The 12592-nt window shown below is 69.9% G+C and carries 19 protein-coding genes, 1 tRNA gene and 1 pseudogene; 13 read left to right on the top strand and 8 right to left on the bottom strand.

The genetic code is table 11. The features are described 5' to 3' along the window. Positions 1-15: 15 nt before the first annotated feature. Entirely contained in the window at positions 16-390 is a 375-nt protein-coding gene (locus tag WIS52_RS14345; protein ID WP_349298724.1) for a nuclear transport factor 2 family protein, read from the top strand. Here the strand turns inward: WIS52_RS14345 and WIS52_RS14350 are convergent, their stop codons facing one another. Together WIS52_RS14350 and WIS52_RS14355 are read right to left on the bottom strand one after the other, a co-directional pair. Further along, a complete protein-coding gene (locus WIS52_RS14350; protein ID WP_349298725.1) occupies positions 391-789 on the bottom strand; it encodes a VOC family protein in 399 nt (132 codons plus the stop codon). It abuts the gene before it with no gap. Between the two features lie 69 nt (positions 790-858). After that, positions 859-1542, bottom strand: coding sequence for an alpha/beta fold hydrolase (locus tag WIS52_RS14355; protein WP_349298726.1), 684 nt, complete (start codon positions 1540-1542; stop codon positions 859-861). Between the two features lie 164 nt (positions 1543-1706). Here WIS52_RS14355 and WIS52_RS14360 point away from each other — a divergent pair, with 164 nt between their 5' ends. Both WIS52_RS14360 and WIS52_RS14365 read left to right on the top strand, forming a co-directional pair. Beyond that, complete coding sequence (locus tag WIS52_RS14360) at positions 1707-2156, top strand: HIT family protein (RefSeq protein ID WP_349298727.1); 450 nt, start codon at positions 1707-1709, stop codon at positions 2154-2156. Between the two features lie 24 nt (positions 2157-2180). Then, a complete protein-coding gene (locus WIS52_RS14365) occupies positions 2181-3206 on the top strand; it encodes an ankyrin repeat domain-containing protein (protein ID WP_349298728.1) in 1026 nt (341 codons plus the stop codon). Positions 3207-3233: 27 nt separating this feature from the next. Here WIS52_RS14365 and WIS52_RS14370 read toward each other — a convergent pair whose 3' ends face one another. Further along, positions 3234-3623, bottom strand: a complete 390-nt coding sequence (locus tag WIS52_RS14370) for a nuclear transport factor 2 family protein (RefSeq protein WP_349298729.1) — start codon at positions 3621-3623, stop codon at positions 3234-3236. 116 nt (positions 3624-3739) lie between these two features. Here WIS52_RS14370 and WIS52_RS14375 point away from each other — a divergent pair, with 116 nt between their 5' ends. After that, positions 3740-4282, top strand: coding sequence for a dihydrofolate reductase family protein (locus WIS52_RS14375; protein ID WP_349298730.1), 543 nt, complete (start codon positions 3740-3742; stop codon positions 4280-4282). Position 4283: 1 nt separating this feature from the next. Here WIS52_RS14375 and WIS52_RS14380 read toward each other — a convergent pair whose 3' ends face one another. Beyond that, entirely contained in the window at positions 4284-4928 is a 645-nt protein-coding gene (locus WIS52_RS14380) for a dihydrofolate reductase family protein (RefSeq protein WP_349298731.1), read from the bottom strand. Positions 4929-5108: 180 nt separating this feature from the next. On the opposite strand from WIS52_RS14380, the gene WIS52_RS14385 reads away from it, so the two are divergent. Together WIS52_RS14385 and WIS52_RS14390 are read left to right on the top strand one after the other, a co-directional pair. Further along, positions 5109-5417: a hypothetical protein gene (locus WIS52_RS14385; RefSeq protein ID WP_349298732.1), complete on the top strand. Its 309-nt coding sequence runs from the start codon at positions 5109-5111 to the stop codon at positions 5415-5417. Continuing rightward, positions 5414-5692, top strand: a complete 279-nt coding sequence (locus WIS52_RS14390) for a type II toxin-antitoxin system RelE family toxin (protein ID WP_349298733.1) — start codon at positions 5414-5416, stop codon at positions 5690-5692. The genes WIS52_RS14385 and WIS52_RS14390 overlap by 4 nt, the downstream gene beginning before the upstream one ends. On the opposite strand, the gene WIS52_RS14395 is transcribed toward WIS52_RS14390, so the two are convergent. The 3 genes from WIS52_RS14395 to WIS52_RS14405 all read right to left on the bottom strand — a co-directional run bounded on the left by WIS52_RS14395 (position 5677) and on the right by WIS52_RS14405 (position 7733). Continuing rightward, on the bottom strand, positions 5677-6201 hold the full coding sequence (locus WIS52_RS14395; protein WP_349298734.1) for a RidA family protein: 525 nt from the start codon (positions 6199-6201) through the stop codon (positions 5677-5679). The two genes, WIS52_RS14390 and WIS52_RS14395, sit on opposite strands and share 16 nt — an antisense overlap. Before the next feature lie 247 nt (positions 6202-6448). Further along, entirely contained in the window at positions 6449-6745 is a 297-nt protein-coding gene (locus WIS52_RS14400) for a DUF1905 domain-containing protein (RefSeq protein ID WP_349298735.1), read from the bottom strand. A 112-nt stretch (positions 6746-6857) separates the two neighbouring features. Continuing rightward, on the bottom strand, positions 6858-7733 hold the full coding sequence (locus tag WIS52_RS14405; protein ID WP_349298736.1) for a methylenetetrahydrofolate reductase: 876 nt from the start codon (positions 7731-7733) through the stop codon (positions 6858-6860). Positions 7734-8116: 383 nt separating this feature from the next. Here WIS52_RS14405 and WIS52_RS14410 point away from each other — a divergent pair, with 383 nt between their 5' ends. The 5 genes and pseudogenes from WIS52_RS14410 to WIS52_RS14430 all read left to right on the top strand — a co-directional run. Further along, positions 8117-8347, top strand: a complete 231-nt coding sequence (locus WIS52_RS14410; RefSeq protein WP_349298737.1) for a DUF433 domain-containing protein — start codon at positions 8117-8119, stop codon at positions 8345-8347. A 57-nt stretch (positions 8348-8404) separates the two neighbouring features. Further along, entirely contained in the window at positions 8405-8710 is a 306-nt protein-coding gene (locus WIS52_RS14415) for a DUF5615 family PIN-like protein (protein WP_349298738.1), read from the top strand. Positions 8711-8838: 128 nt separating this feature from the next. Further along, positions 8839-9621, top strand: coding sequence for a hypothetical protein (locus WIS52_RS14420; RefSeq protein ID WP_349298739.1), 783 nt, complete (start codon positions 8839-8841; stop codon positions 9619-9621). Next, positions 9618-10760, top strand: coding sequence for an XRE family transcriptional regulator (locus WIS52_RS14425; protein ID WP_349298740.1), 1143 nt, complete (start codon positions 9618-9620; stop codon positions 10758-10760). The genes WIS52_RS14420 and WIS52_RS14425 overlap by 4 nt, the downstream gene beginning before the upstream one ends. Before the next feature lie 118 nt (positions 10761-10878). Further along, positions 10879-11076 (top strand): annotated as a pseudogene (locus tag WIS52_RS14430) (tyrosine-type recombinase/integrase); the annotation flags it as partial. A gap of 128 nt (positions 11077-11204) precedes the next feature. Here the strand turns inward: WIS52_RS14430 and WIS52_RS14435 are convergent. Then, positions 11205-11277: transfer RNA gene (locus WIS52_RS14435), tRNA-Leu, on the bottom strand. Positions 11278-11310: 33 nt separating this feature from the next. Between WIS52_RS14435 and WIS52_RS14440 the strand changes: the two genes are divergently transcribed. Next, entirely contained in the window at positions 11311-12132 is an 822-nt protein-coding gene (locus WIS52_RS14440; protein WP_349298741.1) for a class I SAM-dependent methyltransferase, read from the top strand. Positions 12133-12189: 57 nt separating this feature from the next. After that, positions 12190-12537: a PNPOx family protein gene (locus WIS52_RS14445; protein ID WP_349298742.1), complete on the top strand. Its 348-nt coding sequence runs from the start codon at positions 12190-12192 to the stop codon at positions 12535-12537. Positions 12538-12592 lie beyond the last annotated feature (55 nt).

The following is a 12592-nucleotide window of genomic DNA, read 5'->3' on the forward strand; positions in this document are numbered from 1 at the left end:
GTCCACACCGGAGCTGTGGACAACGCTTCCGATGTGGACACCGAGGACGTGGACGAGCTCGTGACCCTCGAGCGCCGGCTGCAGGAGCCCGCCACGCGGCGCGACCGCGCCGTCGTCGAGGAGCTGCTCGATCCGCGGTTCCACGAGTTCGGATCCTCCGGCCGGGAGTGGGACCGGGCCTCGACCGTGGAGATGCTGGCGACGGCCGACCACCCCGCGCCGGAGATGACCGTGCTCGGCGCCGTCCGGCTGTCCGGCGACGCGGTGCTGCTCACCTACCGGACCCGCGACGACCGCGGGGCGACGCTGCGGAGCTCGATCTGGTGCCGCGCCGACGGTCGCTGGCGGCTGGTCTTCCACCAGGGCACGCCGCAGCACCCCGGCTCGTGATCACGCCGGTCGCGGGCCGAACACCCGGAACGGGTTGCCGTCCGGGTCGTCCATCTCGATCCACCGGACACCGCCCAGCTCGTTGTCCGAGCGAAGCGCCGCACCGAGCTCCTCGGCACGGTCGGCGAGTGCGCGCCAGTGCTCGGGATCCTCGGTGCCGAGGTCGAGGCCGATCCGCGGGTGGGTGGCGGGACCGGCGTCGTCGCGCTGGAACAGCCAGGTCTGCGGGGCGACCGCGTGCTCGAAGTCGAGCATGACCAGGTCGTCGGTGGAGTGCTCGGAGACCGGAAGGTCCATGAGTGCGGCCCAGAACGCGCCCAGCGAGCGCGGATCGGCGGTACGGAACGAGTACATGCCGACGATCGGCCGGGACGGCAGAGGCGTGGTCGACGTGATCATCGGTGTGGCTCCCTCGGGGGTGTGCTCGGTTCGTCCGGTCCCAGTACCGACCGCGGCCGGGCAGCGGAGTCATCGCCGGGCCGCGCGGTCGACGACGTCCGCGACGGCAGCGGGGTGGGCGACGTACAGGTTGTGCCCGCCGTCGAGCACGGTCGGCTCGACACCGAGGCGATCGTGGGCGACGCGCTCCATCCACCCGGCGTCGAGCGACCGGTCACCGGCCGGGCGGATGTAGGTCGAGGGCCGGGCCGCCGGGTCGATCCGGGGCACCTCGGCGAACACGTCCGACAGGTCGCACCGGTGCACTGTGGACAGCACCTCGCGCAGGGTCGCCAGATCGGCGTCGTGGAACAGGAAGTAGGTCGCCAGGACCGGATCGGACGTCGGGTCGGTCCCGATCCACTCCGGACGGAAGACCGCGGTGGGATCTGCGCGGATCTCCTCGAGCAGGCTCCGGCGACCCGCGTGGTCGGCGACGGCGGCGGCGATCCAGACCTGGTGCCGCGCGTCGAGCCGGGCGGCCAGTTCGGGCAGCAGCACCCCGGAACCCGAGTGCGCCGCGACGACGGGCCGGAGCAGGTCGGCCGGCAGACCCGCGGTCATCGCGTCGGCGATCCCGGCCGCCGTGCGCGCCGTCCCCTCGGGCACGGTGACCGTCAGCGGCCGGTGGCCGCGGGCGCGCAGCTCGGCGGCGAGCCGGTCGAAACCGGCCGCGGTCTGGGTGGTCCCGTGCAGCAGGACGACGTCGGTCATGTCGCCAGCCCGCGACGGCGCTCGTAGCGCAGCCGCACCGTCTCGTCGCCGAGCAGGACACCCACACGGCTCCGGTACCCCCGCGCAGACCGACGCACGCGCATCGGCCGCGATTTCTTGTTCCGACGCCTACACCGGCGGTCCGACCGGACGATGATGACCCGGTGTCCGATACCGACTGCGCGATCTGCGAGAAGCACCGTGGCCGCGGTCCGCTGGCGGGGCCGCTCGTGTGGACGACCGGCACCGTCCTGGTCACCCACCAGCCCGCCGGGCCGGACGGCCTCGGTGTGCTCGGCTACCTGCTCGTCGAGCCCCGCCGGCACGTCGCCACCTGGGATCTCATGACCGAACAGGAGGTCGGCTCCGTCGCCGAGGCGGCGTGGCTCTCGGCCCGGGCGCTACGCCGGCTCCTCGACGCCGACGGCGTGTTCACCGCGATCGTCGGACGCCGGATCGCGCACGTGCACCAGCACGTGTTCGTCCGGCACGCCGGGACGCCCGACGACATCGCCTGGGACGACTCTCCGATGTGGACCGGAGCGCCGCGCGGGACCCCGGTGGAGATCGAGGAGTTCGCCGAGCGGGTCACCGCGGCGATCGAGGACGAGTGACGACCGGCGCGGCACAATTTCGTCATGGCCTTTCTCCTGCCGCGTGCGACTCTCGACCAGCTGCGCCGCCAGGCGTCCGAGCTGCTCCGAGCCTGCCGGGCCGGGGACACCGCGGCCCGGGCCCGGATCCGGGCCGTGGCGACGACCGAGGACCCGACGCCGGACACTGCGCGGCTGGCGCTGGCCCGCGAGTACGGCTTCGACGACTGGCCGCAGCTCGAGGCCGAGGTCGGGCGCCGTGCCGTGCTCGACGCCGTCGACGTCGACGCCCTGGTCACGCTGATCAGGAACGACCCCGCGCAGGCGACGGCCCCGATGCGGCACTGGTGCGACCATCCGCTGAGCGCGGCACCGCTGAGCTACGTGGCGATGATGCGCTACGACACCGCCGATGAGGTCTGGCGCGACGTGCCGGGTGCCGACGGCCTCGCTCGCGTGTTGCTCGCCGCCGGGGCTCCGGTCGGGGGCGAGCCCGGCGGCACCGAGACGCCGCTGATCACCGCGGCGAGCTACGGCGATCCCGCGGTGGCCCGGGTCCTGATCGACGCGGGCGCAGACGTTCACGCCGTGGCCGCCGGCCAGGGAGCCGTTCCCGGGGGAACGGCGCTCGACCACGCCGCGGTGTTCGGCATGACCCGCGTCGTCGACGTCCTGGTCGCGGCCGGCGCCCGGCCCGCCGGGATCGCGATGGCGGCCGCCGCCGGTGACGTCGGCGGATGGCTCGACGAGGACACCGACCCGGCTGATCGGATCCGCGCCCTCGTGATGGCCGCACGCCACGAACGCCTCCCGGTCATCGACCGGCTGGTCGAGGCCGGAACCCCGGTCGACGCGGTCGGCGAGCGCTGGGGCGGGCATCCGCTGCGGGACGCGCTCTCCCGGCCGGCCGCGGTGCGCCGGCTGCTCGACCACGGCGCGGATCCGAACCTGCGGGACGGTGACGGGCGGACGCCGCTCGAGCTCTGCCGTTCCGAGCGGGCCCGCCGGCCCGGCGAGCCGGGATACGCCGAGGTCGAGGCGATCCTCGCGCCGATCACCGACCGGCTGTGACCACGCCATCCCGACACCTCGTCGCTGCTAGAACATTCCGTTCCCGTTGGCCGAGGTGGCCGGGACGACCTGCAGGACGTCCCAGTGCTCGACGACCTTGCCGTCGCCGTCCAGCCGGAAGATGTCGATCCCGGCGTAGTCGTCGCTCCCCGGCCACGTCTGGTGGCAGTGCAGGACGACGAGGTCGCCCTCGGCGATCACCCGGACGAACCGCACGTGCTTGCCCGGGTACTCGGCGGCCATCCGCTCGAAGTAGTCGATGAAGGCCCGCTTGCCGTCGGCGACGTGCACGTTGTGCTGGGTGTAGGTCGCCCCGGCGTAGCGCTCGATCGCCTCGGCCGGCCGGCAGCGGTTGAACATCAGGTCGTAGAACGCCTGCACGGTGTCCTTGTTGCGCTGGAAATCCTTCTCGCTCACGACGGGCTCGCCTCCGCACTCGTGGGTGTCCACCCCGACGCGGCGACCAACCCCGGTACGGCCGTGTTCATTCCGGGCACCGATGAGTTCGTGTCGTCCGCGGGGTCATGGCCGGCATGAGTGATGCGGATACCGGCGCCGGCCTGGTCGTCGTGAACCGGGCGATGTCGCTGGACGGATTCGTCGCCGGTCCCGGCGACGCGATGGGCTGGGTCGTCGAGACCGGGACGGAGTACGCGTTCCCCGAGATCATGGCGGCCACCGGTGCGATGCTCGTCGGCCGGAGGACGTACGAGGTCGGCAAACGGATGTCCGACGAGGACACCAGCTACGACGGCGGCCCGGTGTTCGTCCTGACGCACCGGCCGCCTGCCGAGCCGGATCCCGGGGTGACGTTCCTCAGCGGCGACCTCGACGACGCGGTCGCCACCGCCCGCGCCGCCGCCGGCGGGAAGAACCTCGAGATCCTCGGTGCCGACCTGGCCGGTCAGTGCCTGCGACGCGGGCTCGTCGACGAGATCCTGGTCTACGTACTGCCGCTGCTGCTCGGCGACGGCGTGCGGTTCTCGACGTCGGCCATCGGCCGGATCGACCTCGAGCCGTTCGACAACAGGCAGGCGGGCCCGGTGACGATGCTCCGCTTCCGCGTGCGGAGGTAGGTCAGGCCGGGACGTTCCTGTTCCAGAGCTGATGGGTGAGACCACTCGGCGAGGCGATCGTCTCGACGGTGAAGCGGTCCTCGACTCCGCTCAGCCCCTCCCACAGCGAGACCCCTCGCCCGAGCGTGACGGGCTTGATCACCAGGTGCATGACGTCGACCAGGTCGGCGTCGAGGAACTGGCGGATCGTCGAGGGACCTCCGCCGAGCCGGACGTCCAGGTCCCCGGCGGCCTCCTGGGCCAGCCCGAGCACCTCCCGCGGCGCCCCGCCGACGAAGTGGAAGCTCGTCCCGTTGGCGAACTCGATCGGCGGGCGCGGGTGGTGGGTCATGACGAACACCGGTGTGAGGAAGGGTGGCTCGTCGCCCCACCAGCCCCGCCAGCCGTCGTCGGGCCAGTCGCCGGTCTGCGGGCCGAACTTGCGCCGTCCCATGATCTCGGCGCCGATCCCCTGGGCCCAGGTACTGGTCAGGACCCGGTCGAGGGTGACGGGCGCGTCCGCCTTGTCGATCCCGTGGATGAACCGCCCGTCGAACCCCGCGAAGAGCCGCCCGGCATCGCCGATCGGGGCGTCGAGGGTGACGTACTCGCCGGCCGCGTAGCCGTCGAGCGAGATGTTCAGGTTGTGCACCCGGGTGCGGGGCATGGCGCCTCCTCGTGGGATCGCGTGATCGCGGGTCCTGGTCGGTCGACCGACGAGGACGGCGGGACTCATCGCTCCACCGCCACCACTCCGAAGTGATCTCCTTTCGCACGACGTCCCGGAAGACGGCCGGAGTGGTCGAGGGGGTACGCCGGGCGGCACCGTCCGCCTACTCTCGACCGCATGAGCGAGCAGCCGGCCAGCGTCTCGGCCGATGCTCTGCACGCGGTCGGCCAGCAGGCAGCCTCGTGGGAGCAGGCTGTGCGCCGCGCCCAGGACGGGGAGACCGTGGCGGTGCTTGCGCACGGGCAGCATGTCGCGGACGTCGTGCCGTCCGGGGAGATCGAGCGGCTGCGCGAGACGATCGAGGTGTTGTCGGACACCGATCTCCTCGAGGATCTTCGGGCCGGCCTGGACGAGATGCTCGAGGGCCGGGTGGTCTCCGCCGATGCAGTGGCTGCGGACCTGGAGCGACGCGCCGGGCAGCAGTGACCTCGCCCGCTGCCTATCAGGTGGTGTTCACGCCGGCTGCTCGGCGCGGGATGAACCGGTTACCACCAGTCGCAGCGCAAGCGATGTTCGAACACCTGACTGGGCCGGTGGCAGAGAACCCGCACCGGCTGGGTAAGCAGCTCGATGCACCGCTCGACGGCCCGCGGAGCACCCGACGGGGCGAATACCGGGCGCTGTACGGGGTCCACGACAACAAGCTCATCGTCACCGTGGTGGTCGTCGCTCATCGTCGAGACGCCTACCGGTCACGTTGATCGATGCCCCACGGCGGGTCCGGGTCGGTCACCGCGGCGATCACCACTTCCGCCGAGGCGATGACCGGCAGGTTCAGCGGCAGGGCCCCGACCCCGATCGCCGTGCGGGCGTGCTGTCCGACGTCGCCGAACACGTCGAGCAGGAGATCCGAGAGTGGATTCAGCACCGCGGTGGTCTGCCCGTATCCCGGATCGGCGTTCACGAACCCGTTGACCATCGTCCACGCCTGCACGCGGTCGAGGTCACCGATGGCCCGGCGCAGCGAGGCGATCAACGCCAGTCCCGCGCGTCGTGCCGAGGCCTGGGCGTCCTCCAGCGGGACCTCGCCCGGGACCCGACCGAACGGCGGGCACGGGCGTCCTTCCGGGTCGAGCGCTCCGTGTCCACTGAGGAGAACCCGGTCCCCGACGACCCTGGCCCACTCGAAGGGGATCCTGACCGGGGCCTCCGCCGCGAGGACCGGCGGCAGGGCCAGGCCGAGATCGGCGAGACGCGCTTCAACTCCCACGAGCAGCTCCTCGCGACGACGGCACCGGGGACGGGGAGTCTCCCGCCGATCGCGATGGCGGCGCTACGACCGACCGGGTCCGGCGCGATCGGCCGACGGCCGGCTCGATGGACGTCGACCCCGCGGCCGCGTCGGAGTGCGGGGTCCTGTCGGTCGCCGAGGACGGCGTCGGAGCCCGGCCACTGGTACTGGACGCCGGTGAATGAGGCGCGCGCCTGCCGTCAGGACCACAGTGGCCGGTGCGGGACTACCGACGCCCCAGACGTTCGTCGAGATGGACGACGACGGTGTCGCCTGCCTGCTTGCCGATGGCCGCCCGGACTGCGGCGGCGACCGGCAGCTTGTGCGTACCGTCCCCCAGCGCCATGAAGGAACTCCGGAACGGGTGGCCGTCGACCGTGCCGCGCACCGTGACCAGGCCCCGGGTGCCGAAGAACTCGGCGGACCAGTCGGTGCGCAGGTACGTCCACCCGCCCGGTGCCTCGCTCTTCTGCAGGGTGCCGGTGAAGGTGTGATCGAGGACGTGGGTGATCGGTGCGCTCATCGCGGTCTCCTCGTGAGTCGCCGCCCCGGCCGACGTGACCTGGACGAACGTGGGGACCAGCACGAGGCCGCCGACTCATCGGTGCGGCACCGGCAGGCATGGCCCCGGAGCGCTAGCGCTGCCGTTCGAGTTGCGCCGCCACTTCGCGGAAGCGGCTCACGGGGACCAGGTGCACCCCGGCGAAGGCTCCGGTGTCGCGCAACGCCTGGATCTGCTCGCACGCCGCGTCGACACCCGCGGCCGGACTGCCCGCGACGCGGTCGACGAGCTCGTCCGGGATCTCGATGTCGGGGATGGACGCCCGCAGTCTCGTCGCCATCCCGGCACTCGCGAGAACCATGACACCGGCGTAGACGGGCAGGTCGGTCGGATTGGCCTCGCGCCACCGCAGGAAGGCGTCGACGGAGTAGCCGACCTGGACGAAGACGAAGTCGGCGGCCTGCTTCCAGGCTGCCATCCGGCGATGATGACCAGCGGCCACCCCGAGCCGGAAGGGCTCGACCCCCGCGAACGGATCCTGACCGGTGGCCGCGCGAGCCTCCTCGATCATGGCCCGCACCGTCAGCTCGCCGGTCCGGTCGCCCGCCGACGGCTTGTCGCCGTGCACGAAGAGGAACTGATCGACTCCGTAGGCCGCGGCGGTCAGGAGGTCCCGCCGGAAGCCGAGCAGGTTGCGGTCACGCGAGTTGACGCAGGCGATGCTGCGTCCGCCCACGGCCCGGACCTCGTTCGCCACCGCGATGCTCGACACCGTGGCCCGACCGATGTGGTTGTCGGGTATGAGGAACGAGTCCGACACCGGGCTCAGCACACCGATCTGGTGGCGGGCGTGCTTCAGATCGGGCTTCGTCGGCGGCTCGATCTCGCAGATGATGCGGAATCCCTCGGTCACGGGTCCGACGATAGGACTCGTGCCGCCGCGAAACCGAACCGAGCGGAGCGGATCACAGAGCGCTGCCGCACCGGTCCTGAACTGCGACGCGACCACGGACCGTCCGGCCCGCGTCCGCGTCCGGCCGCCGCTGCGCATCGGCATCGACGATCTCCGACCGAGGGGGACGGTCGAGAATCTGCGGCCCCCACGGACTGGACCTCAAGTTCGGTCCAGCTCCTAGCCTCCCCACATGGAGTGGCGTCCAGCAGAGTGGTGGGTGCTGCGCACCAACATCGGCGCGATTCGGTCCTACGAAGGTCTGCATGCCCGGCGACTCGATGAGACCGAGGCAATCCTCTGCCTCGACCGGGCGAACCTGCCATTCCGCGATGTGGCGCCAGGGCCGTTGCGGGATGACCGAGGGCTCGAGCTTCGGCCTGTGTTCGACGCAGACCAACACGCTGTGCCAGGTGCGCAGACCGCCGTATCATCGGCGCATGACGTTCGAGCGGATCATGGTGGACCCCGCCCTGATGGGCGGCGTCCAGACGGTGCGCGGCCTGCGAATTCCGGTCGCGGCCGTCCTCTCCATAGTTGCCGACGGCATGAGCACCAACGAGATCCGCCAGGACCTTCCGGACCTCACGCCCAACGACATCGCCGAAGCAATGCGCTACGCCGCCGAGGCGATGCGCGAGCACACTCTCCCGCTGCACCCCTCTGCATGAGGCTGTTGCTCGACAACAACCTCTCCCTTGGCTTGCCGAAATTCTGATCATGGAGGGTTGGGGCATCGTCGACGTGGGATCGCTCCGGCTGCGGCTGCCGGCGACGACGACGTCCTCTCCACCGCCCGCCGCGACCACCGAGTCCTCGTCAGCGCCGACACCGACTTCGGGGCGCTCCTCGCCGCATCACACGAGCCAGGGCCTTCCGTCGTGCTGGTCCGCCGTATCGTCGGGCGCCGCGTCCGCGAACTCGCGGGCATCCTGGTCGCGAACCTTCCCCAGGTCGACGAGGACCTCAGGCCGGGCAGCATCGTGGTCATCGGGGACGACTCGATCCGGGTCCGCCGCCTGTCGATCGGCTGACAGGCACAGGCCGGCCGTTCTCCTCCGCACAGCCGAGGACCACGCACCCGAGGTTCATCCGACACGCGAATCTCGGCACCGTGGTTCAGTTTCAGACGCAAAGTTGGTCATCTGATAGCCTGACGCACGTGAGTGAGCAGGCTGATGCGATCAGCGACCTGGGCCGTGCCGGTGTTCTTGATGCGCTGTCGTGGTGCGGTTGGGCCGCCTACCGGGGCGTGATGGCGGACTTCCGCCCGGAGGCTGGTCATGATCAAGGCTGGGTGGGATACAGCGGTCACAAGCTCATGCTCAACATGCAAGATCGAGTCTTCAGCTGCGAGGGCTTCGCGGTGGACGAATCCTCCCCGGTCCTCGGGGCAGACCTGGTCCAAGCAGGCATCTCCGAGTTCGAGTACCGCTCCATGCCCGACCTTCGGCCGCTCACGGTGGGGCGTGACAACCTGAACCTCTCCCCTGCGTGGCGCCTGGGGCAGTGGCGGTGGCTCATGAGCTCAGCAATGTTCGGCCGGGTCGAGGAGTTTGACTGGCGGCAGGCTCGTCCGACCAAGCGCCGCGTCGCCCAGGAGCCGTTCCTCGAGGGCCCTGACTTGTTCACCGGCTCCGAGGACGACCCCATCGTGGCGGCCTGGCGAGCGCTTCGCACTAGCGAGGACCCTCACAATCTCGTAGTTATGCACACGGTGGACATCACCTCGGGCCAGTTCGAAGGATTCCTCGGGCGTCCACGGCTCTCGGATCGAGACGATCACGGCTCGTGGCACTGGCTTGTCCGACTCGACGACTGGGACCCGCGTCACCTCGGTCGTGGCTACAGCGCACCCAGGCCCACCGACGCGCCCGCAGCCAGCACTGTTAACGATGCGCCTGTGACGCTTCGGAAGCAGCCACAGCAGAAGAAGAAGCCGTGACTCAGGGTCGTGATCGCGCTCAAGACGCGGCAAGACTGTTCGATGGCGAGCGACTTACTTTGGCTCGTCAGCTTGCTGGATTGCGCAAGAACCAACTGGCCGAGAAGATCGACAAGACTCCTACATCGATCACGGCTTATGAAAGTGGTCGAAAGCGGCCCGCAGCAGCCACAGTGGCCCAGCTCGCAATGGCACTCGGCATCGATCCGGATTTCTTCCTGCCCTCCAGCGGCGAACTTCAAGCCGCGAGTGCGCCCCATTTTCGATCGCTCCGATCCACCACGCAGATCGCCCGGGACAGTGCACGAGCCTACGGCCTAATGGTGATCGAGATCGTTTCATCTCTGGAGCGACACGTCGAGTTCCCCACTCTCGATCTACCGACCCGGTCTGTCGACCTTGACTCCTGGGAGGTTGACGAACCACAGGAGGCTGCCAGACTCGTTCGCTCAGCATGGGAAATGACGACAGGGCCAGCTGGTCACATCGTCAGACTGCTCGAGAACAAGGGCATTTTCCTCGCATTCACTAGTCGCCAGATCTCAGCAATCGACGCATACTCATTCAGCTCGGACTCTCGGCCCATAATCCTGCTGAACCCCACAAAAGACGACTACTACCGTCAGCGCTGGGACGTTGCCCACGAGCTGGGCCACTTAGTTATGCACGCTGACGCCGAGCCGGGCAGTCGAGACGCCGAGGAGCAGGCGAACCGGTTCGCGGCCGAGTTTCTACTTCCCGAGTCCGAGGTGCGCTCACATCTTCCCGATCGCGCCGATTGGCGTCACTTACAAGTCTTAAAGGAAGAGTGGGGAGTCAGTATACAGGCACTACTTTTTCGAGCACGTCGCCTCGGGGTCATGACCGAACAGGCTTACAAGACCGCAATGACGACTGTTTCAGCTCGCGGATGGAGACGGCAGGAGCCGGGAAGATCGGTTCTCATCGAGCAGCCATCGCTTCTGCCGCGGGCCGTAGAGGTGCTAGATCAGGTCGGCATTACTGATTACTCACTAGCGAACGAGTGCCGGGTTCCAATCGAATTGTTCCGCATAGCGACAGCCCGGACACCCAATGCTTCTTTTCCGAACGAGGTAGGGCATAAACGCGTTACAAGTCGACTGACCGTCGTGCCCTAATCTGGCGTCGAGCTGGGTGCTGATCGCGCACTTCCACCTGCCGCACTGCGCCGTCTGAGGACTCCGTCCGAACCCGACACCGGCCCATTCGCGGCGACGTGACCTTGGACCGGACGGCGCGCGCCGTCCCTACGATCTCCGGCACGCAGCCGTGTCAACCTGGCTCAACGCCGGAGTCCCGCCGACTCAGGTCGCCGAGTGAGTCGGACACAGCGTTTCCGTGCTCCTCCAGATCTACGCCAAGTGCATCGCAGGTCAGGAGGAGACGACCCGGCAGCGGATCGCCGACGCCCTCGGGGAGCCCGGCCGTGGTTGAAACTTCGACACGTATTCGACACAGCCACCCGGTGGGCACCGGTTCCGGCCGGTCGCAGTCGGACAACACCAACACGCTCTCGGCAGGCGAACCTGCTGGTCAGGGGCGTAAAGTCTCGGCCAGACGGGTGCCCCCGGTCGGACTCGAACCGACACTGGGACCCTTTTAAGGGGCCTGCCTCTGCCATTGGGCTACGGGGGCGCCCGCGCACCCTATCCAGCGGGGACGGCACCGATGACGAGCACCGAACGGGTCGAGCTGCACGGCGCCGCGGCGACCACGCTCATGACGCTGTTCCTGCACCGCCTCGACGCCCGGGCCCGCCGGCCGATCCTCGGCGACCCGTACGCCGAGGACGTCTACGACCGCATCGACCACGACGTCCACGGCCTCTGGCAGGCCACCGGCGACGCCACGGCGATCGTCTGCCGCGCCGCGGTCCTGGACCGGTGGACCCGCGAGTTCCTCGCCGGCGACCCGGACGGCCAGGTCCTGCACCTGGGCTGCGGGCTGGACAGCCGCCCGCTGCGGGTCGGCGCGCCGCCGTCCTGCCGCTGGGTGGACGTCGACCAGCCCGAGGTGATCGACGCCCGCACCCGGCTCTACGACCTGCCCGCCCACGTCGTCCAGGTCGCCGGGTCCCTCACCGGCGACGACTGGTGGGACGCGGTCGACCCCGAGCGGCCCACCCTTGCCGTCGCGGAGGGGGTGTTCATGTACCTGCCGCCGAGGGCCGTGCACGCGACCGTCGAGCGGATCGCCTCCGGCACCCCGCGCGGGGAGATCGCCTTCGACGCCGTCGCACCGTGGACGGTGGCCGTCACCCACTGGGCGCCGTTCTTCCGCGCGCTCGGGACCACGTTCGACTGGGCGTGGGATCCGGCCGACTTCGCGGACCGGCACCCGGACCTGTTCGCGCGGGACGACGTGTCGATCTACGACGAGGTGATCCTCCGGGAGCCGCGGATCTGGTTGCGGCCGTTGCTGGCCACCGCCGGCCTCCTCCCGGCATTGCAGGACTCGATGCGGTTGCACCGCTTCACCGTCGGACCCTGATCCGGCCGGGGTCGGACTACGCTCTCCTTCTCCTGGTCACGCCGGAAAGGCGGTTCGATGCCCGTCCTGCAGACGTTCGCGAACGCGGTGAACACCGTCGTCCGGCCGCTCGTGCTCTCCCCGCGGTGGAACCGGCTGGTCGGCAAGCGGATGACGGTCCTGACCTATACCGGCCGCCGTTCCGGACGGCCGATCACCCTGCCGGTCGGCTACCGGATGACCGGGCACGACCGGCTACTGATCGACATCGCGATGCCGGGACGCAAGACGTGGTGGCGCAACTTCACCGGGGAGGGGGGCCCGCTGGCGCTGCATCTCGACGGCCGCGACCGCGCCGGGCACGGTGTCGTGGTGCGCGACGGCGGCACGGTCTCGGTGGACGTGACGCTGGACCCGATGACCTGACCCCGCCGCCCTGACCTGCCACCCGATGATCACCGGGCAGGGGTGGTGCGTAGAG

The sequence above is a fragment of the Pseudonocardia nematodicida genome (assembly GCF_040105385.1).
Lineage (GTDB): Bacteria > Actinomycetota > Actinomycetes > Mycobacteriales > Pseudonocardiaceae > Pseudonocardia > Pseudonocardia nematodicida.

Excerpts from the sequence above, each read along its gene's own strand:
- WIS52_RS14350 (WP_349298725.1), bottom strand. The coding sequence starts at position 789 with ATGATCACGTCGACCACGCCTCTGCCGTCCCGGCCGATCGTCGGCATG.
- WIS52_RS14355 (WP_349298726.1), bottom strand. The coding sequence starts at position 1,542 with ATGACCGACGTCGTCCTGCTGCACGGGACCACCCAGACCGCGGCCGGT.
- WIS52_RS14365 (WP_349298728.1), top strand. The coding sequence starts at position 2,181 with ATGGCCTTTCTCCTGCCGCGTGCGACTCTCGACCAGCTGCGCCGCCAG.
- WIS52_RS14375 (WP_349298730.1), top strand. The coding sequence starts at position 3,740 with ATGAGTGATGCGGATACCGGCGCCGGCCTGGTCGTCGTGAACCGGGCG.
- WIS52_RS14380 (WP_349298731.1), bottom strand. The coding sequence starts at position 4,928 with ATGCCCCGCACCCGGGTGCACAACCTGAACATCTCGCTCGACGGCTAC.
- WIS52_RS14385 (WP_349298732.1), top strand. The coding sequence starts at position 5,109 with ATGAGCGAGCAGCCGGCCAGCGTCTCGGCCGATGCTCTGCACGCGGTC.
- WIS52_RS14400 (WP_349298735.1), bottom strand. The coding sequence starts at position 6,745 with ATGAGCGCACCGATCACCCACGTCCTCGATCACACCTTCACCGGCACC.
- WIS52_RS14410 (WP_349298737.1), top strand. The coding sequence starts at position 8,117 with ATGACGTTCGAGCGGATCATGGTGGACCCCGCCCTGATGGGCGGCGTC.
- WIS52_RS14440 (WP_349298741.1), top strand. The coding sequence starts at position 11,311 with ATGACGAGCACCGAACGGGTCGAGCTGCACGGCGCCGCGGCGACCACG.
- WIS52_RS14445 (WP_349298742.1), top strand. The coding sequence starts at position 12,190 with ATGCCCGTCCTGCAGACGTTCGCGAACGCGGTGAACACCGTCGTCCGG.